The organism is Pseudomonas sp. W2-17 (assembly GCF_041060445.1).
GTDB lineage: Bacteria > Pseudomonadota > Gammaproteobacteria > Pseudomonadales > Pseudomonadaceae > Aquipseudomonas.
Window position 1 is genome coordinate 99,841 of record NZ_JAUFNS010000010.1, and the last position, 19,028, is coordinate 118,868.

Consider the following 19,028-nt stretch of genomic DNA (forward strand, 5'->3'; position numbering starts at 1 on the left):
GGGGTCTTGTACGTTATTGCACGGTGGCGGGTGGGTTGGTGTTGCGGTGCTTCACCTGACGCCTTCCCGGCTAAAGCCAGTCCCACTGAAACACCGCGCACTTATAGTGGGACCGGCTTCAGCCGGGAAGAGGCCCTCATGGACGCCATCCATTTTGCGGCGCGACGCCTGACGCCTTCCCGGCTGAAGCCGGTCCCAATGAAACACCGCGCACTCATAGTGGGACCGGCTTTAGCCGGGAATAGGCCGGTGTGTACGCCATCCATTCTGCGGAGTTGCAACTGACGCTTTCCCGGCTAAAGCCAGTCCTATAACGCAGGGTGTCAGGAGGTACCCGGTCCCACAAGGTGTACAGCCTTCCCAGCCAAGGCCAGTCCCACCAAGGGCGTTCGATCCGCTATGCGCCTGCTCGCAACATCTTCAACCACCGCCCCGGCGGATAGCCGAAGGTCTTCACGAAATGCCGTGTCATGTGGCTCTGGTCGGAGAACCCCGCCATCACCGATGCGTCGCTCAGCGAAACCCCCAACGCTATCGAATGCCGCACCAGGTCCAGCCGGCGCAGGGTCAGGTAGCGATAGGGCGTGGTGCCGAACAGCACGCGGAAATCCCGCGACAGGCGCCAACGATCGGTGTCGCTGGCCTGTTCCAGATCAGTGAGGCTCACGCCCTGCTCCAGACTGGCCATGAGCATTTCCCGCGCACGTTGCGCGCCGGCGTAGTTGACGCTCTGGCGGCCCTTGCGCACACCGGCGGCCCCTTGCAGGGCGATGGCGAGGTCGTAGATCGCGTCGTCCAGTTCCAGAGGGTCCAGCGCGTTATTCAGATCGGACAGCAGCGCCTGCGTCGCCCTGAACAGGCGCGGATCATTCGACGTTCCACCCTTGATGAACGGCAGCGGCTTGCCGCCGAGCACCTGCTGAATCATCGCCGGTTCCAGATAGAACATCCGGTAGCGAAAACCGTCTTCGGTCCCGGCATGGCCATCATGGGCTTCGTCGGGATGCAACACCATCGTCTGCCCCGGCAGGTTGTTGACCCGTTCCTTGCCGTACTGAAAGCTCTGCACCCCCGACATCGTGTGGCCGATGGCGTAGGTGTCGTGGCGGTGCATCTCAAAACCGTGGCCATGGAAAAACGCCTCGATCCGCTCGATCTGCGGCAGCGGCGCGGCACGCAGCACCCAGTCCTGTGCGGAATGAGTGAGGTGGGCGTCTTCGTCTGCATGTGAGTCCATCGGCAGCGCTCGCGGCAGTGGACGGCAGGTGCTTTGAGAGGACACCGGCCGCCGTCGTGAAAAAAGCTAACCGGGCTGCTTGAGCAGCGCCGCCGATGCATTGGACGCATGCACCGGCGCAGGCTTCTCGTTGAGCAAATTCTGAATCGCCTGGCTGTACGCTTCGCGCCCGAGATTCATGCTGTTGTTGTGGTTGCCGCCCGGCACCATCAGCAGGTTCTTCGGCGCCTGCGCCGCGTCGAACAGCGCTTCGCTGAACTGCGGCGCGACGAACTGATCCGCCGTGCCATGCACGATCAGCACCGGCATATGCACGTCGGCGATCTTGTCGATGGAGTCGAATTTCTGCGAGACCAGCCAGCGCACCGGCAACGAGGTGCGTTTGCTGGCGACGGAAGACGCGACGTCGGCGAGGTTGGTGAAGGTCGATTCGATGATCAGCCCCCGCGCCTGAATGGGCTCATCACCTTTTTGCGCATCCCGGCCCAGTTCGGCGGCCAGATCGACGGCCACTGCGCCCCCCAGCGAATGCCCGTAGATCAGGCGCTTTTGCGGGTCGGGTTGAATCTGCTTCAAGCGCTCCCAGGCGATGCGCGCGTCTTCATAGACCGACGCTTCCGACGGCAACTGGCCCTTGCTCTGGCCAAAACCGCGGTAGTCGATGGCGAGGATGGAAAAGCCCAGGGCGCGCAGTTGTTCGATGCGGAACAACTGGCCGGTGAGGTTCCAGCGCGAGCCATGCAGATAAAGAATGGCCGGTGCGTCCTTCTTCTCCGAAGGCCACCACCAGGCATGAACGTTCTGCCCGAGGCCGAACGATGGCCCCTTCAGCTCAAGCTCTTGCACATCGGACGGCAGGCCGTGGTACCAGCTCGCCGTGCCGGGCTCGATCATGAAGACCAGCTCACGCTCCTTATGCTGCAACGCCGCGCAACCGACCGGCAGACCGACGACGATCAGCACCATGCACAGCCAGAAAAACCAGCGGGCCTTGAGCCGCGACAGGGAGAATGTTCGCATTGAGAAAGGTGTCCGGTGCAGAAGTGAATGCACCGGCAGTTTGCCATTCATTGGCGGTGTGGGTCCTGCTCTTTTAGGCGAAAGGCTTCTGTCGAAAGGCATTCTGTCGAAAGGCCCGCCCACATCAGGGACGGTGACCTGCGATGCTCAGCGCCCGGCCCCGCCCCACCTAGCAGGATCAGTAACCCGAGCCCGACGCCGCCGCACCACTGACGATCGCGATCCCGGAGCTGGTCCCCAGCCGCGTAGCGCCCGCTTCGATCATCGCCACCGCCGTCGCATAATCACGCACGCCGCCGGAGGCTTTCACGCCAACACTCTGGCCCACGACTTTACGCATCAGGGCGACGTCTTCCAGGGTCGCGCCGCTGCGGCTGAAGCCGGTGGAGGTCTTGACGAAAGCCACGTTAAGGTCACGGCAGATCTCGGCGGCGCGGGTTTTCTGCGCATCGTCCAGCAGGCAGGTTTCGAAGATCACCTTCAGCGGCACCGCGCCACAGGCATCTTTGACGGCAGCGATGTCGTCGCGCACCTCGTCAAACAGGCCGTCCTTCAACCCGCCGATGTTCAGGACCATGTCGATCTCGCCCGCGCCAGCCGCGATGGCCTGCTTCGCCTCGAAAGCCTTGGTGTCGCTCAGCCCGGCGCCCAGCGGGAAACCGACCACGGCGCAGACCTTGACGGCCTGGCCTTCCAGCATGGAAGCGGCATAGGGCACCTGGCCAGAATTCACGCACACCGAATAGAATCCGTGCTCCTGCGCTTCGCGGCACAGGGTTGCGATCTGCTCGCGGCTGGCGTCGGCGGCCAGCAAGGTGTGGTCGATGTACTGGGCGAGTGCTGCGGGTTCGATCTTCATGGCCAATCGTTTCCTGATAGTAAGGCGGTAACCAGCGACACGCTTTAAGCTTCATGCCTGAGCGCATCATTTTATGTTGTAAATATAACAATGAATGTTATTTTTTTACCATATCCATTCGACAATCGGAATGCCCGTGGACAGTAAAAAATCCGACCGTATCAAGCTGATCCAGCAAGCCCTGCAAGATCAGAAGGCCATTCACCTGAAGGAAATGGCCGCCCTGCTGGACGTTTCGGAGATGACCCTGCGTCGCGATCTGACCCGGCACCCCGACAAATTCCACCTGTTGGGTGGGCATATCACCCTGGCGTTTGATCCGTCCGAGGCCAGTGATTACAAGGTCACCGAGCAAGGCACCCGCCACGTCGAGGAAAAGCGCCGGGTCGGCAAGCTCGCCGCCGCATTCATTCAACCCGGCGACACGGTGTTTTTCGACTGCGGCACGACGATCCCTTTCGTCATCGACTTCATCCCGGACGAGCTGGAATTCACCGCCGTGTGCAATTCACTCAACGTCCTGCTCAAGCTGCAGCAGAAGCCCAACTGCTCCATCGTGCTGTGCGGCGGCACCTTTCACCGCAAGAATCAGGTGTTCGAGCACCACAGCGAAGCGACCATTCTGGACGGCATCCGCCTGACCTGGGCGTTCGTGTCAGCGGCCGGGGTCAGCGACGAGCTGGGCGTGACCTGCTTCAACTTCAACGAAGTGGAGGTGAAGCAGAAGGTTCTGCGGCAAGCCCGGCACTGTATGTTGCTGGCCGATCATTCCAAGTTCGATGCCGTGCGCACGGCGCATTTCGCGACATTGCAGGACTTCCATGTGGTGGTGAGCGACAAGAAGCTGCCGAAAGCGTATCGGGATCTGATTGAGGGGTATGGGGCGCGTTGGGTGGTTTGATCAGTCCTGAATTCGCGTCGCCTGGAATACCGAATTCGCGAGCAAGCTCGCTCCCACAGGGTGTCGCGTACAGCCGGATTCCCGCGTCGGATACAACATTTGTGGGAGCGACCGGGGTGGCGCTCCACCTTGCTCGCGAAGAGGCCTTCAGCGTTTCAAATCCCCTTCCAGCTTCTGCACCTCTTCAGCCCCCAGATACCCCGTCGTCACGCTGAACGACGCGCTCTCCCCTGCGCTCAACTGGCGCACATTCCCTTTGGCCTTTTCCGCCAGATACCCCTCGGGCTCACAGGTCGCCGGCAGCACAAATGCGGCCACCTGCTGATCAGCGTTGTGCAGGATCCAGCGCGCCGCATGATCGAACTGCACCGGCTGATACCGCGTATAGAACGCCGGGCCTTCCGGGTGCTTGAGCAGAAAATGCGCATTGCCCTGACCATCCGCGTGGACGCCCTCGAAGAAGCAGACGATCTCCGGGTCGTACAACTCAGGCGTGTTCAGGCTTTCCAGCCGCGAAGGGTCTTCCGTCAGCTCGGCCATGTACGACGACCACGCCGGCGTCGGCTTGACGTGAGCCGGCACGCTGCTGCGAACCCGCGTGCGCGCCATGCCCAATGGCTCGACGAAACGTCCGCCGTCGACGTAGGCGTAATTCATGTGCGCCATGTACATCAGCTCCATCGGCTTGCCGGCCAGGTTGCGCACGTCCATGCCGATGTCGAACAGCGCCGAACCCGGCCGCAAGGTCACGCTGGGCCTGGCGCTATAGTGGTCGCCAAAGCCCATCACGTATTCGTACTCGCCGCCGATGCGCAGAAACGCGCCGCCCGCGTCCTCGCCGACTTCCAGCCAGGCACTGTCCATCGGCGCGCAGGGCATTTCGCCGTGCAACCGATGATCGTCTTCCGGCGTCGGGCAGCCGTTGCGCAAAATCCCGCTGTGGAACATGAAGCAGCCGTAGGTGCCGATCACCGTCGGGCTCGGGCGTGGCTGCTCGAACATGTTGCGCATGGTCAGGTCGCAGCCATCGAACACCGCTGACCAGACCATTTGCCCCTGATAAGGCAGCACAACGACCCGGCCGCGATCGTTCTCCAGCGCCAGGGCTTTCACGCCGCTGGGATAGGTCCAGGCCAGCACGCGAAAGTCCGCGGATTCAAGCAGCGTCTTTTCATCGCCGCTGAACAGCTCCGGGTACAGGGAAACCGTGGTGCGCTTTTCGGTGCCCCTCATGATGCCGTCACCGCACCAGCCGGTGCCTGGGCCGGCAGCGGATCACGCATGCATTTAATGGCATAAGCGACGATCGCCACAAAGCACAGCAGTGGCACGGTGTAGGCGATCTGCATGTTTCCGCCGGTGGCGTCGGAGAGCAGACCCTGGAAGATCGGCATCACGCCGCCGCCCACAATACTCATCACCAGCAGCGAACCGCCGACCCCGGTGTCCTCACCCAGACCGTCGATGGTCAAGCCATAAATGGTCGGCCAGCACGGACCGAGGAAAATACTCACACCCACGGCCGCATACACCGCGCTGATGTTCGGCACCAGAATCGTGTAGGCTAGCAGCACGATGGCCAGCACGCCGTAGATCGCCAGCACCTTGGCCGGGGACATTTTGCGCATCAGCAGGTTGGCGACCATCTTGCCGACGAAGTACGCGGCGAAGGTGGTCAGCAGGAACCAGGAGGCGCTGCGTTCGTTCATCCCGCCCATCTGCATCGCCAGGCGAATGGTGAAACTCCACACGCCCACTTGCGCGCCGACATACAGAAACTGCGCCAGCACGCCGAAGGTGAAGCGCGGGTTGCGCCACAGACGCGACAGGCTCTGGCCGATGCTGCTCGATTTGACGTTGGCCGTGACCTTGCCCTTGCACGCCGGGAACTTGGTGAACGCGATCAGCACGAACATCAGCACCAGCACTGCGATCATCCATTTATACGGCAGCAGCGTCGACTGGATCATCTGCAATTGCTGAACTGCGGCTTCCGAGGCGCTCATCTGCGTCAACTGCTCGCGGGTAGCGTCGGTGTCCTTGAACATCACGAAGCTGCCGACGTACACGCCGGTCATCGCGCCGAACGGGTGAAAGGTCTGGGAAATGTTCAGGCGACGGGTGCCGGTTTCACGGGGGCCCATCAGCGTCGAGTAGGTGTTGCAGGCGGTTTCGAGGAAGGCCAGGCCGGCGGCGATGACGAACAGCGCCATCAGGAACATGCCGTATTTGGCCATCGATGCCGCGGGGAAGAACAGCGAGCAGCCTGCCATGTACAGCACCAGGCCGATGAGGATGGTGGTCTTGTAGCTGAAACGTCTGACGACCATCGCTGCCGGAATCGCCACGAAGAAGTAACCGAGGTAGAACGCCGATTGCACGAACGAGGTCTGCACATCGCTGAGCAGGAAGGCTTTCTTGAAGTGGGCGATGAGCACGTCGTTCATGCTCGCGGCCGCTGCCCACAGCGCGAAGCAGCAGCACAGCAGGAGGAAGGCGAACCACGGCGTGCGGTTCAGATAGAACCCGTCCGGTGATTGTTGGAGCGCGGGCTTTGTCATTGTTGTTCTCCGGGAAGTACAGGGAATACCCCGCCCCACCGATCAGGCGATCGGCAGGGCGCGGCGGCTCAAAGGGTGTCGAGAAAGTGGCCGAACGCGGCAGCGTCCGGGTAGGAACTCTGGGTGCCGAGGCCGGTGACCGAGCAGGCGGAATAGGCCACCGCGCGGGTCATGGCGTTGCGCATGTCGCCGTCTTCGCTCCAGTGGCGGGCGAAGCAACCGATGAACGCGTCGCCGGCGCCCGTGGTGTCGCGGGCATCGACCTTGATGCCTTCGACGCGAAATTCGCCTTCTTCGCCGACGTACAGCGCGCCCTTTTCACCCAGGGTGATGATGACGTGACGAATCCCGTCCTGCACCAGCTGCAGGGCGGCCGCGCGGGCGGATTCGATGGAGTCGACAGTCTGGCCAGTGATCAGCGCCAGCTCGGTCTCGTTGGGAATGAAGAAATCCAGCTGCGACAGGTGCTCGCGGCTCAAGCCCTTCACGGCAGGCGCAGGGTTGAGCAGCACCGGGATGCCGTTGGCCTTGGCGAATTCGATGGCGTAGTAGACGGTATCCAGCTCGATTTCCAGTTGCAGCACGATGAGCGTGCAGTCGCGCAAGGCGGCCTGGGCAGCGTCGATGTCCGCAGGTTTCAGGTGCGCATTGGCGCCTTTGACGATGAGGATGCTGTTGTGGGAATCGCTCTGCACGAAGATCGGCGCTACACCGCTGGAAACGCCGGGCACGCGCTGGACGAACTGGGTATCGATGCCATAACGCTTGAAATTGGCCAAGGTGTTGTCGGCGAACATGTCGTCACCGACCTTGCTCAGCATCAACACGTCAGCGCCCAGCTTGGCCGCCGCAACCGCCTGATTGGCACCCTTGCCGCCGCAGCCCATGGCGAAATTCGGTGCTTCGAGGGTCTCGCCCTGCGCCGGCATCCGGTCGATGTAGGTGATCAAATCCACCATATTGCTGCCAATGACCGCGATCTTGTTCATGTGTGTGTGAGTACCTTGTTCACGCGCCGGGCCCGAAAGACGAGCCGCTTTCGCGGTTTTATTTTTGTTATTTAAATAACATTTTGTGTGACTATTCAACCTATTTCTTCCGAGGGAGACATGCGGCTTGGCGCCTGAGGCACATGTCGTTCAAAGGAAGCGGGTTGGAAGCCCTGAGGCAGAGCGATTGCAGCCACTGGTCGTACAGACCATGGATTCGCGCAAACGTTTGCGATGGAGATAAAACATCATCGAACTTTGCGCAGTTGAAAGAACTGAGGGAGGAGATTTGCCCGCAAAAACCCTGCGGGCCGGGCGCTGTATCTGGATAAGGAAACCACTACATCAGGAAATACAGCAGCAGAATATTCGCCACCATCATCGCCAGCGCCGTGGGAATCTGCGCTTTGATCACGGCGTATTTGTCAGGCAGTTCCAGCAACGCTGCGGGAATCAGGTTGTAGTTCGCGGCCATCGGCGTCATCAGCGTGCCGCAGTAACCCGAGAACATACCGATCGCGGCCATGACCGCCGGGTTGGCGCCATACATGCCCACCAGTACCGGCACGCCGATGCCGCCGGTCATCACCGGAAACGCGGCAAAACCGTTGCCCATGACGACGGTGAACAGCGCCATGCCGAGCACATACACCATCACCGCGACGAGGCGGAAATCCAGGTTGATGTAGGCCGTGGCCAGATGCGCCACGGCCTTGCCGACGCCCGCGTCATTGAACACCAGCCCGAGCATCGCCAGCATCTGCGGCAATACCAGCGCCCAACCCAGCGCTTCGGTCAGGCGCCGCGATTCGCGCATGGCCTGCACGGGCGTATCGCGGGTCAGCCAGCAGGCCAGAGCCAGCGCTACCAGACTGCCAATCCCCAGGGACACGAAGGTGCTGTTGGCCGGGTCCAGCAGAAAGACGTCGCCAAACTTGATGTTCTTCAGCAGCACCGCGCCAATCACGGTGACCAGTGGAATCGCCAGCGCCGGAATGAACAGCTTGTTCTTCAAGCGCCCTGCACTCTCCCGCCGCGCCCGGTCGTTGAGGTTCTCATGCTGGCCAAAACCCACGCCGCCGAACCCGGCGATCACCGCCATGACGATCACGCCGACGCCCACCCACACCGGCGGCAGTTTCTCGCCGACCAGAAACGCGATGGCGAACAAGCCCCAGAACAACCCCGTGGTCCAGCGCTTGGGATTGCTCCGATCGGTCGCGGTCATGAACGCGGTGATCGCCAGGATCACGCCCGCCAGCCAGTACAGGTATTGAATGGAAATGATCATCGCGCCAGCTCCTTGTCGACCGCGGAGGCCGGCGTCAGCACCGTCAATTCACGATTCAGGCGCTGATCGAAACGGTGCAGGCGGATGGCGTGGATGACGAATGCGCAGATGGCTGTCGGGATCCCCCAGAACGCGATGTGCATCGGGTCGACATCAATGCCGGAGCCGAGCAGGAAGGTGTGCATCAACGCAATCGCACCGAAGGCGACGAAGATGTCTTCGCCGAAGAACAGCCCGACATTGTCGGTCGCCGCGCACAATGCCAGCAGCTTGATGCGCAACGCCTCGGGGAGCTTGCCGAAACGCGATTCAGCGGCGCCTTCGGCCATGGGCGCGAGCAACGGCCGCACCATCTGCGGATGGCCGCCGAGACTGGTCAGCCCCAGGGCTGCAGTGGTTTCCCGCACGAAGAGATACGCGATCAACAGGCGTCCGACCGTGGCGCCAGTGAACCGGGCGATCCAGTTCTGCGCATGCAGACGCAGGCCGTGGCGTTCAAGTAAACCGATCACCGCCAGGGGCAAGAGGATGATCAGCGGCAGCGTGCGCGTTTTGATGAAGCCTGTGCCGATGGTCGCCAGGATGGTCTCCAGCGGCATGCTGGCGGCAAGGCCGGTGGCCAGGGCGGCGAGCGCCACGACCAGCATCGGGTTGAAACGCAGGACGAAGCCCAGAACGATGACCAGCACGCCAAGCAGCGGCCAGAGGTTGATAGCGGTTTGCATGATGGGGGACTCTCGTTGGCAGTGGCGGTACCTTGCTGGGGCACGAATGAGGAACGTGTTCGAGAAACGAGCGATCGCGGCACCTGTGCTAAACGAAGTGAGAGTGCTGCTGCCCCATGGCACCGCAGTCAACGCCGGGGCGTCCAACGGGAAAAACCCGCTATGGCCCATAAGATTTTCTGTTGCCGGGGTGGCATGCAACCTGCTGTTCCAGTGCTCACTTTGCACAGGTCGTGCCGCCAGCGTCTGCCGGCCACACCTCTTCCTTTACGTGCGCCGGCGCCCAATTGCTCAAGGAAATCCATCGGTGAATCTCAAGTTTCTGGAAACCTTCGTCTGGGTCGCGCGGCTGAAAAGCTTTCGCCTGACGGCGGAAAAACTGTTCAGCACCCAGGCCTCCATCTCCAGCCGCATCGCCGCGCTGGAGGACGAAATGGGCGTGCGCCTGTTCGTGCGGGATTCCAGGGGCGTGTCGCTGACGCAAGAGGGCGCGCGCGTGCTCGAATACGCCGAACACATCATGGACACGATGCAAAGCATGAAGGCGGCGATCAAAGACCCCAGCCAGGTGCGCGGCCGAATCCGCATCGGCGCCATGGATACGGTGATACACACCTGGCTCAGCCCCCTGGTAACACGCCTAATGAAGTGTTACCCCAATCTGGAAATCGAGCTCACCGCCGAGACCGCCAGTAACCTCTGCTCGCAGCTGGAAAAGGGGTATCAGGACATCATTTTCCAGACCGACGTGCTGCGTTTCGACAGCGTGCGCAACGCGATACTGGCGCGCTACCCCCTGCGCTGGGTGGTGCCGACGGGCTCGGCGTTCGACCGCCCGGACGTGAGCCTGGAAGAGATCGCCGAGGCGCGCATCGTCACGTTCTCGCGCAACTCGCGGCCCCATCAGGACATCCTCAATATGCTGCACACCGCCAACATCGTCACGCCACGGATCAACTGCGTGAACTCCGCCTCGGCCATTACCCGGCTGGTGCGCGACGGCTTCGGTATCGGCGCGCTGCCGGTGACGCTGGTGCATGGCGAACTGGCCCAGGGCGCGTTGACACTGATCGAGAACGTCCCGCTGCCGCCGCTGATGGACATCGTCGCCAGTTGGCGCACCGGGGCGGGAATGGAGTTGGTGGAAGACATCGTCAGCCTGACCCGCGAGGTCGTGAGCACCTTTGCTCAGGAAATGCCGGAGGGGTTTGTGCTCGAGGGCGGACCGGAGTGAGCCGGATCAATACCCTCCCCGCCCCTCCAGCAACGTGTCCAGCAACCAGGTCCCCGCCGGGCCCAGGCTTTTTTGCCGGGACCAGATCACGTCGACCGCCGAGCTGCGCGGCCAGCCCGGCACCTTGAGTTCCTTCAACCGGTCCTGGCCGCAGGTGCTGACCAGCCAGCGCGGCAGCGCCGACCAGCCGAATCCGAAGATCGCCATGTCCATCAACAGCAGGTAATTGGGCGCTGACCAGCTACGCCGCGCGCCGCTGGGCAGGTCGTCGGTGGGCACGCTCTCGTCGACGATGGTGTTCAGGCGCAACGCCCGATGCTGCGCGAGATGGCGGTAATCGACGGCTTCTTCAGCGGCCAGCGGGTGGCTGTGGGACACGAAGATGCCGAAGTCAGCGCGCTCGACGATGGTCGCGTAACCCACTTCCGGCGGGTACGAGGCCTGAGCGGACAGCAAACCCAGGGACGCCCGGCCCGTCTGGATCAGGTTGATCGCGTCGCCGTGTTCGGCAAATACGCACTCCAGTTCCAGCTCCGGAAAGCGCTGATCGAGCTCAGTCATGCGCGTCTGGAATTCGGCGAACTGGTTGGCGTCGGACAGCACCAGCGTCAGGCGCGGCTCCATGCCCTCAGCCAGACGCCCCGCCGCACGACGCAGCGTATCGGACGCCGCGAGCACGTCTTCGATGCGCCCTTCCAGCGCCCTGCCCGCTTCAGTCAACGCGGGATGGCGGGTCGAGCGGTCAAACAGTTCCAGGCCCAGGTCGATCTCCAGCCGCGAAATCGCCTCGCTGATGGTCGACTGGCTCTTGCCCAGACGCCGGGCGGCGGCGCTGAACGAACCCAGCGCGATGGTCTGGGCAAACGCTTCAAGTGCTTCGGGGGAATAGCTCACGGGTGGATACCTCTGAGGCGCATGCGACGCCGCCATCGGTTTTTCCGATGGGACCGATTTTCACTCTAGCCCATCGCGCCCCGACAATGCACACCTGCCCGCGACAAAGTGATCACCGACATGCCTCTGCACACCCTCACGCCCCCCAAGACCGCGAAGCCGGTCGTTACGCCGAAATCCGTCAAAGAACGCGCCCTGCATGCGCTGCTGTTCGAGCTCATCGGCGTGCTGATGTTCGCGCCCGGGCTGGCCTGGGTGCTCGGCCAGTCCATCGGCAAGATGGGCGCGATGACGGTGATGATTTCCACGGTCGCCATGCTCTGGAACATGGTCTTCAACGCCGGGTTCGACCGTCTGCGCGCACGGTTGGGTTTCGTCCTGAATTTCAAGGCGCGGGCGCTGCATGCCATCAGCTTTGAAGTGGGGCTGGTGTTCATGGTGGTGCCGATGGTGGCGTGGTGGCTGTCGATCAGCCTGCTGGAAGCCTTTGTGCTGGACATCGGCCTGTTGCTGCTGTTTCTGCCGTACACGATGCTGTTCAACCTGGCGTATGACCGGATTCGCGAGCGTCTGCTCGACCGCCCGCACCCGTGCGCCGCTGATCGATAACCGCGTAATTGGTCTCCCCTAAACCTCCTTCATTGGCTATTCGACGGGTCGCAGCGCGGGCGTAACATTTCGCCACGTCCCGCGGCTTGCGCCGGTCACTTTGAAGAGAGCACCCACCATGAACAACCGAATCAACTGGGCCCAGAAATCGCCGGAAGCCTACAAAGCCATGGTCGGTCTGGAGACTGCGCTGAGCAAATCCGGGCTGGACCACTCGCTGCTGGAGCTGATCCGTCTGCGGGCGTCGCAGCTCAACGGCTGCGCGTATTGCGTCAACATGCACGCCAATGACGCACGCAAGGCCGGCGAAACCGAGGCCCGTCTGCAAACCCTCAGCGTGTGGGAAGAAACCGAATTCTTCACCGAGAAGGAAAAAGTCGTACTCGCCTGGGTTGAAAGCCTGACCCTGCTGCCCGTGCACCGCGCGCCGCAACATCAGTACGAAGCGCTGCTCAAGCATTACAGCGAAGCCGACGTGGTCAACATTACCCTGGCCGCCGCCACCATCAACGCCTGGAACCGCTTCGGCGTGGGCTTTGCGATGATGCCGAGCTGATTCCCGTTATTGGCCTCACACCCGCAAGAACCGTCCGCTGATCGCCACACCCAGCAGCATCACGGCGATGATCATGAACGCCGCGCCGAGGCTGCTGAGGTGGGCAACGAACCCGATCCCGGCCGGCCCCATCAAAATACCGATGTAGCCCAGTGTGGTGATCGCCGGCACCGCCACGTTCTCCGGCATGGTTTTCTGCCGACCGACCGCGCTGTAAAACACCGGGACGATGTTGGAACAGCCGATTCCCACCAGCGCGTAGCCGCACAGCGCCGCTTGCCAGACCGGGATCAACGTCGCAACGGTCATCCCGGCGGCCGCGCACAGCCCGCCAAACAGAATGATTTTGTGCACGCCCAAGCGCCGGACAATCGGATCGCCGCACAGACGCCCGATCGCCATGGCCAGCGCAAACACCGCATAACCGAATCCAGCGTAGGACGGCTCGACGCCGCGCTGGGCGCTGAGGAACACCGCGCTCCAGTCGAGCATCGCGCCTTCGGTGAGGAACACCGTGAAGCACATCAGCCCGATGAACAGCACCACGCCCCTGGGAATCGCAAATGCCGGTCCTCCCGGTTCGCTGCCGTACGGCAACAAGTGGGGCGCGGCTTTGTACAGCGCGATCGCGATGAACAACGCGACGACGGCCATCGCCAGCCACGGCCAGACGCCGACGCTCAATAACGCCGATACGCCTGCGGCCCCCAGAATCCCGCCGCAACTGAACAGGCCGTGAAACCCGGACATCATGGTCTTGCCGCTGGCCCGCTCGACGATGATCGCCTGAATGTTGGTCACGCAACCCAGCGCGCCCATGCTCGCGCCATAGACAAACAGCGTGGCGACCATCAGTGGCACCGAGCTGAGGGTGGCCAGTAAAGGCAGGCACACACAGGCGATTGCACCCGTCATCACGATCAAACGCCGACAGCCATAACGCACCGTCATCGCCCCGGCCAACGGCATGGAAACGATCGAGCCAATGCCCAGACACAACAGCAACAACCCGAGGCCGGCGTCGTCCAGACCCAGACGGCTTTTCGCATAAGGCACCAGCGGCGCCCAGGCCGACATGCTGAACCCGGTGACAAAAAAAGCGATCCGCGTCGAAAACTGCTCCAGCCGCCCCGGTACCACGGGCGCTGCGGTGCTGATGGAAGTCATTGCCGCTCCCTTGCATGCTTGGACGGGGACAGATTCATCTACGGTGAAGCGCTGTAAATAAATCAGTCCCCTCGAAAAAGGGACCAGCCTAACAAAGCTTGAAACAATGCCGAAGAAGGGATGTTGAAGGCAGCGGCCTCAGGAACGCCTCACTCGATCTTCAAGACACGGACGCGGAGCGTCAAAGGATGCATTCCCACGCGGAGCGTGGGAACGATCGATTGCTTCAGTGGGACCGGCTTCAGCCGGGAAAGAGGCCTGTGCGTACACCCATCATTTTGCAGCGTGACGCCCGACGCCTTCCCGGCTAAAGCCGGTCCCACTATTCGAACGCGCACGTCGTAGGACCGGCTTTAGCCGGGAAGCCTTTGATCTGCTTTTGATCCAGATCCTGATCCTGATCCTGATCCTGATCTTCAAACACAGAAAGCCCAGACAACACCAATCGCGACTTTGGTGCAGGCTGAACGCAGGTCTTGCGGAGTGGGCCGAGCGGCATGGATGCCGCGAGAGCCGCCCCCCGCCATGGATGGCGGATGGCGGCGGGCCCACGGAGCGAGACCGGAGTGAAGGAACCCTGACGAAGGAAGGGCCCAACCGAGAGCAAGCACCCTTGGTTACTTGGGGTGCTTTTCCAAGTAACTCGCCGAAGGCGAAACGTCTGCCCCCAGGCAGACGCCCTTGATCTTAAGGACGTTGATCCAGATCACGCCTTCCAAGGCGACTGCCGAATGATCTCCACGAAATTCAGCGGCTTGAACGTCGGGTCCTCATCCACCAACACATCCGCATTCACCGTCCCGAACGTCGTATCAGGCTTATGCCGGAACCCATTGGCAAACGCACACAAAATGCACTCCTTGAAATCCTCACCGCGCGGGTGAGCATGGGTCACGACCTCACGCTGCTCATCACTGAACTGCGCATAATTGATCCCAAGCACATCCATCTCGACGCCCGCCGTGACCAGCGCCACGTTCGGCCGCAAATGCTCCGGCACGCCCGGCGTCGTGTGCAGCGCAATCGACAACCACACCTGCTCCACATCCCCCTCGGACAACCCAAACGGCTGCATGAACGCCCGCGCCGCATTGGCCGAATCCACCTCGAAACGCAGGTGCGCACTGCGATGCCGCTCCACCAGACCCACGTCATGAAACATCGCCCCGACGTAAAGCTGTTCGGCGTCATATTTCAGCCCCTTGCGCTCCCCCGTCAGCGCACCCCACAAAAACACCCGGCGCGAGTGATGGAACAGCAAATCGTCCTCCTGCTCGCGGATGTACTCGGTCGTGGCGCGGGCCAACGCGCTGTCGGGGATCTTGATGCCGGCAATTGATTGAGTCATGGGAAGTCTCTCCAGCGGCCGCACCGGTGTGGCGCGTTGAAGAGAAGTCTGGGCGAGGGCGCATACCGGCTCAATCGGCACGCGGTCTCGATCTCTGCCAAACGTGCATCGTTTACTGCCAGCCCACCTGCGGTTTACCAGATTGCTGCGGACCGCCCGCACGACCTCGGATAAACTCTGCGCCGTCGTTATACCCTGTTCTTCAAAGCGTGCCGTCAGAGCCCGCCGACAGAAGCATTCCTGCACCCCACACCTGATGAATCGAAAACAAGGAGCCCCTGTGTACAAGGGCGTTGCGTTATCGGTCATGGCCTCCTGCCTGTTCGCGGTCATGTACTACTACACCTCATTGCTCACGCCACTGAGCGGTGAAGAAATCTTCGGTTGGCGCATGCTGCTGACCCTGCCCTGCGTGACGCTGTTCATGCTCTCCAGCGGAGACTGGAAACTCGCCCGCGCCCTCGCCGTCCGGGTGCGCCAGACGCCTGCCCTGTTGGCCGGGATGGCACTGTCGGCAACGTTGATGGGTGCGCAGCTGTGGCTGTTCATGTGGGCGCCGCTGCACGGCCGCAGCCTGGAGGTGTCGCTGGGGTATTTTCTGTTGCCGCTGACCATGATCCTCACCGGGCGTGTGGTGTACGGCGAACACCTGTCGCACCTGCAGAAAATCGCCGCGTGCTGCGCGCTGGTCGGGGTCGGCAACGAGCTGCTGCGTCTCGGCAGTTTTTCCTGGGAAACCCTGCTCGTGTGCCTGGGTTATCCGCTGTACTTCGTGCTGCGGCGCAAGCTCAAGACCGACAACCTCGGCGGTCTGTGGTGGGACATGCTGCTGATCCTGCCCGTCGCGGTGCTGTTCATCTGCCAGGGCAACCCGTCAGTGGTGGAACAATTCCCACGCTTTTATGTGCTGATTCCGGTGTTGGGGGCGATCAGTGCCTCGGCCCTGGTCAGCTACATTCGCGCCAGCCGCCTGCTGGCGTTCAGCGTGTTCGGCTTGCTGAGCTACGTCGAGCCGGTGCTGCTGGTCGGTGTCGCCCTGCTGCTGGGCGAATCCATCGGCCGCGACGAATGGATGACCTACCTGCCCATCTGGCTGGCGGTCATGGTTCTGGTGGGAGAAGGCGCCAAGCATGTGTTGGCCCAGCGACGACGCAACAGCGTTTGAATGGCTCTCGGCAGCTGGCCATTGCCACTCTGGAGCGGCCCAATGAGAAACTTGTGGGAGTGACCGGGGTGGCGCTCCACCTTGCTCACGAATGGGCCTGTGCATCCAGCGAACCTGCATGAGCATCAACACCCAAACCGCGCCAGCTGCATCTCCTGCAGGCGGCTCAGCGTGCGCCGAAACGCAAACGCAAGATAACCTTCGGTGTACAGCTCGGCCATCGGCATCGCGGCTTCGATGTACAGCGGCACCTTGCGGTCATAGCACTCGTCCACCAGCGCAATGAAGCGCCGCACGCCATCGTCATAGGGCGACAGCTGCGGCAGCTCGCGGTCCCCCGCGGTGACCTGTTCAACGCCATCCTCGGTGCCACGGGCAATGCGCCCCTCGCGCTGGGGTGCGCTCAACGCCGGCACCTCACTCAACAAGACCGCTTTATAGCGATCGCACAGCTCAATGAAATCCATCGCCGCCAGCGGTTGCTCGCACAGGTCGGCATAGCGGCACCAGATCACCGTTCGACTGCTGCGCACCACCGGCACATGGCGCCGACCCAGCGGCACCGGCTGAATCGACACCGACTCACCGCTGCTCAACGTCTCGAACACCTCGACCAACGCGCTCGGCCCCTGCTCCGCCTTCACCCAGTAGCGCTGCTGAGCCTGACCGGGATGCAGACGGTGGTCCTCGCCGCCGTCGACCGAGACCACCTCCATGAACTGGTTGATCGCCGTGATTGCGGGCACGAAACGCTCGCGGTTATGACCCGTGGCGTACAGCTGTTCGGGCAATTGATTGGAGGTGCACACCAGCACCACGCCCTCGTCGAACATCGCGCGCAACAGACCGCCGAGAATCACCGCATCGCCGATGTCGTTGACGAACAACTCGTCAAAGCACAGCACGCGTACGTCCTGAGCCAGCTCCCGAGCCAGCACCTGCAGCGGTTTGGCCACGCCGGTGAGCTGGAACAGACGCTGGTGCACCCATCGCATGAAATGATGAAAATGCTGGCGCCGGGCCGGGACCTGCAGGCTGTCGTAAAAACGGTCCATGAGCCAAGTCTTGCCGCGCCCCACCGGGCCCCACAGATAAACGCCCTTGACCGCGGCGCCGCGCTTGCCGCCATTCAGCGCCTGCCAGCACGCCTGCAAGTGCAGCGCGGCATTGCGCTGGGCTTCGTCCGGCTGAAAGCCCTGGGCATCAACGGCCTGCTGCCAGGCCTCAAGTGGAGACAGAACGGTCATCAAAACGCTTCATTCGGCAGTGGAAGATTGATCGTGGCGTCTGGAATAAGAGGCGCCCAGCAGATAAAAACAGCCGCCGGCAATGATGAACGCCGCCAGCATGTAAAACATGAAATGCGCCGACCGGGTCGCCAGAGCGAAACCGCACAGTACCGGCCCCAGTGCGCCGCCGAGGTTGGACAGGTTCTGCGCGCCGTAATACATGCCGCGCAAATGGGTCGGCGCGATGCGGTCGATGAACATGTACTCGGCCGGGAACACGATGATCTCGCCGAGGGTGAACACGGCCACCGCCAGCGACCAGTGCAGCACCGTCGTCGACAAGGCAAACCCGACCACGCCCATCAGGAACAGGCTGAAACCTGCGGTCAGCCACTGGTTCAGGTACTGATGGCTGATGCGTTTGCCGACCAGGTACTGCAAGCAGATCACCACCGCCGCGTTCACCGCGACCACCGAGCTGATGACCTGATAGGTGAATTCCGGCGTGCTGGTGGTGACCAGGTATTGCGAGAGGTACGCGGTGAACTGCCCGAACACCACCGCGCTGAGCACACCGCCGACGGTGAAGCACACCAGCCGGTAGTCCTTGAGCAGGATGCGTCCGACGGCGATGAAGGAAACTGGCGCATTGGCCGGGTCCGCCGAACTCAGCTTGCGGTCCCCGTACATTGCGTAGACCAGCAAGAAGCCCAGGCCCAGCGCCGCCGACACCACAAATGGCAGCTTCATGTCCCAGTGGGCCAACCCGGCGCCAATGAACGGCCCGACCGCATAGCCGATGTTGATCAGTGTGTAGCGCACCGAGAACACTTTGCTCTGGTCGGCCACCGGCAACAGCTTGCCGAACGCGGCCTTGACCACGATATCGATGACCGAATACGCGAAATTGAACGACACCAGAAACAGGAAGAACAGCCACAGCTTGCTGGTCACGCACATGCCGATAAAGCCGGCGACGAAGAACCCGGTGAAACACAGAATCAATCGATAGCTGGACAGTTTGTCGGTGAGGTAGCCGCCGTACAGGCTCAACAACGAACCCACAATCAGCGCCCCGCCGACGACCATGCCGATGTCGCTCATGCTCAAGACGAAATTCGAAGAAAGGTAGATCACCAGGTACGGCAGGGTGATCGCCCTGCCCAGCGTCAGAAACAACGACGACGAAAGCAGGAGATTGACTGAAGCCGGGTAGTGTCTGAGCGCAGCGAGCATCCGTGTT

The 19,028-nt window shown here is 62.0% G+C and carries 18 protein-coding genes; 5 read left to right on the top strand and 13 right to left on the bottom strand.

What is annotated here, in order from left to right:
• Positions 1–397 precede the first annotated feature (397 nt).
• The 3 genes from QWI20_RS14525 to deoC all read right to left on the bottom strand — a co-directional run bounded on the left by QWI20_RS14525 (position 398) and on the right by deoC (position 3,116).
• A complete protein-coding gene (locus QWI20_RS14525) occupies positions 398–1,237 on the bottom strand; it encodes an AraC family transcriptional regulator (RefSeq protein ID WP_369306090.1) in 840 nt (279 codons plus the stop codon).
• A gap of 66 nt (positions 1,238–1,303) precedes the next feature.
• Positions 1,304–2,257: an alpha/beta hydrolase gene (locus QWI20_RS14530; RefSeq protein ID WP_369306091.1), complete on the bottom strand. Its 954-nt coding sequence runs from the start codon at positions 2,255–2,257 to the stop codon at positions 1,304–1,306.
• Between the two features lie 178 nt (positions 2,258–2,435).
• On the bottom strand, positions 2,436–3,116 hold the full coding sequence (gene deoC, locus QWI20_RS14535; RefSeq protein WP_369306092.1) for a deoxyribose-phosphate aldolase: 681 nt from the start codon (positions 3,114–3,116) through the stop codon (positions 2,436–2,438).
• A 130-nt stretch (positions 3,117–3,246) separates the two neighbouring features.
• On the opposite strand from deoC, the gene deoR reads away from it, so the two are divergent.
• On the top strand, positions 3,247–4,017 hold the full coding sequence (gene deoR / locus QWI20_RS14540; RefSeq protein ID WP_172611587.1) for a DNA-binding transcriptional repressor DeoR: 771 nt from the start codon (positions 3,247–3,249) through the stop codon (positions 4,015–4,017).
• Between the two features lie 147 nt (positions 4,018–4,164).
• Here deoR and QWI20_RS14545 read toward each other — a convergent pair whose 3' ends face one another.
• From QWI20_RS14545 to QWI20_RS14565, 5 genes are all read right to left on the bottom strand, one after another.
• Entirely contained in the window at positions 4,165–5,250 is a 1,086-nt protein-coding gene (locus QWI20_RS14545; RefSeq protein ID WP_369306093.1) for an aldose 1-epimerase family protein, read from the bottom strand.
• Complete coding sequence (fucP, locus tag QWI20_RS14550; RefSeq protein WP_369306094.1) at positions 5,247–6,578, bottom strand: L-fucose:H+ symporter permease; 1,332 nt, start codon at positions 6,576–6,578, stop codon at positions 5,247–5,249. Before fucP ends, QWI20_RS14545 begins: the two co-directional genes overlap by 4 nt.
• 68 nt (positions 6,579–6,646) lie before the next feature.
• Positions 6,647–7,567, bottom strand: a complete 921-nt coding sequence (rbsK, locus tag QWI20_RS14555; RefSeq protein WP_369306095.1) for a ribokinase — start codon at positions 7,565–7,567, stop codon at positions 6,647–6,649.
• A 340-nt stretch (positions 7,568–7,907) separates the two neighbouring features.
• On the bottom strand, positions 7,908–8,858 hold the full coding sequence (locus QWI20_RS14560) for a DUF979 domain-containing protein (RefSeq protein WP_369306096.1): 951 nt from the start codon (positions 8,856–8,858) through the stop codon (positions 7,908–7,910).
• The gene (locus tag QWI20_RS14565; RefSeq protein ID WP_369306097.1) at positions 8,855–9,583 is read right to left on the bottom strand and encodes a DUF969 domain-containing protein; all 729 of its coding nucleotides are present in this window, start codon (positions 9,581–9,583) and stop codon (positions 8,855–8,857) included. Before QWI20_RS14565 ends, QWI20_RS14560 begins: the two co-directional genes overlap by 4 nt.
• 307 nt (positions 9,584–9,890) lie before the next feature.
• Between QWI20_RS14565 and QWI20_RS14570 the strand changes: the two genes are divergently transcribed.
• Entirely contained in the window at positions 9,891–10,817 is a 927-nt protein-coding gene (locus QWI20_RS14570; protein ID WP_369306098.1) for a LysR family transcriptional regulator, read from the top strand.
• 6 nt (positions 10,818–10,823) lie between these two features.
• Here the strand turns inward: QWI20_RS14570 and QWI20_RS14575 are convergent, their stop codons facing one another.
• Complete coding sequence (locus tag QWI20_RS14575) at positions 10,824–11,711, bottom strand: LysR family transcriptional regulator (RefSeq protein ID WP_369306099.1); 888 nt, start codon at positions 11,709–11,711, stop codon at positions 10,824–10,826.
• Between the two features lie 120 nt (positions 11,712–11,831).
• Between QWI20_RS14575 and QWI20_RS14580 the strand changes: the two genes are divergently transcribed.
• Together QWI20_RS14580 and QWI20_RS14585 are read left to right on the top strand one after the other, a co-directional pair.
• Positions 11,832–12,320 (top strand): multidrug/biocide efflux PACE transporter, encoded by a 489-nt coding sequence (locus tag QWI20_RS14580; protein ID WP_369306100.1) that lies wholly within the window; start codon positions 11,832–11,834, stop codon positions 12,318–12,320.
• A 118-nt stretch (positions 12,321–12,438) separates the two neighbouring features.
• Positions 12,439–12,876 (top strand): carboxymuconolactone decarboxylase family protein, encoded by a 438-nt coding sequence (locus tag QWI20_RS14585; protein ID WP_282370820.1) that lies wholly within the window; start codon positions 12,439–12,441, stop codon positions 12,874–12,876.
• Positions 12,877–12,891: 15 nt separating this feature from the next.
• Here the strand turns inward: QWI20_RS14585 and QWI20_RS14590 are convergent, their stop codons facing one another.
• Both QWI20_RS14590 and QWI20_RS14595 read right to left on the bottom strand, forming a co-directional pair.
• On the bottom strand, positions 12,892–14,043 hold the full coding sequence (locus QWI20_RS14590; RefSeq protein WP_369306101.1) for an MFS transporter: 1,152 nt from the start codon (positions 14,041–14,043) through the stop codon (positions 12,892–12,894).
• Positions 14,044–14,749: 706 nt separating this feature from the next.
• Positions 14,750–15,391: an HD domain-containing protein gene (locus QWI20_RS14595; RefSeq protein WP_369306102.1), complete on the bottom strand. Its 642-nt coding sequence runs from the start codon at positions 15,389–15,391 to the stop codon at positions 14,750–14,752.
• A 280-nt stretch (positions 15,392–15,671) separates the two neighbouring features.
• On the opposite strand from QWI20_RS14595, the gene rarD reads away from it, so the two are divergent.
• Positions 15,672–16,556 (top strand): EamA family transporter RarD, encoded by an 885-nt coding sequence (rarD, locus tag QWI20_RS14600; RefSeq protein ID WP_369306103.1) that lies wholly within the window; start codon positions 15,672–15,674, stop codon positions 16,554–16,556.
• A 125-nt stretch (positions 16,557–16,681) separates the two neighbouring features.
• On the opposite strand, the gene zapE is transcribed toward rarD, so the two are convergent.
• Entirely contained in the window at positions 16,682–17,803 is a 1,122-nt protein-coding gene (zapE, locus tag QWI20_RS14605) for a cell division protein ZapE (protein WP_369306104.1), read from the bottom strand.
• Between the two features lie 9 nt (positions 17,804–17,812).
• The gene (locus QWI20_RS14610) at positions 17,813–19,021 is read right to left on the bottom strand and encodes an MFS transporter (protein ID WP_369306172.1); all 1,209 of its coding nucleotides are present in this window, start codon (positions 19,019–19,021) and stop codon (positions 17,813–17,815) included.
• Positions 19,022–19,028 lie beyond the last annotated feature (7 nt).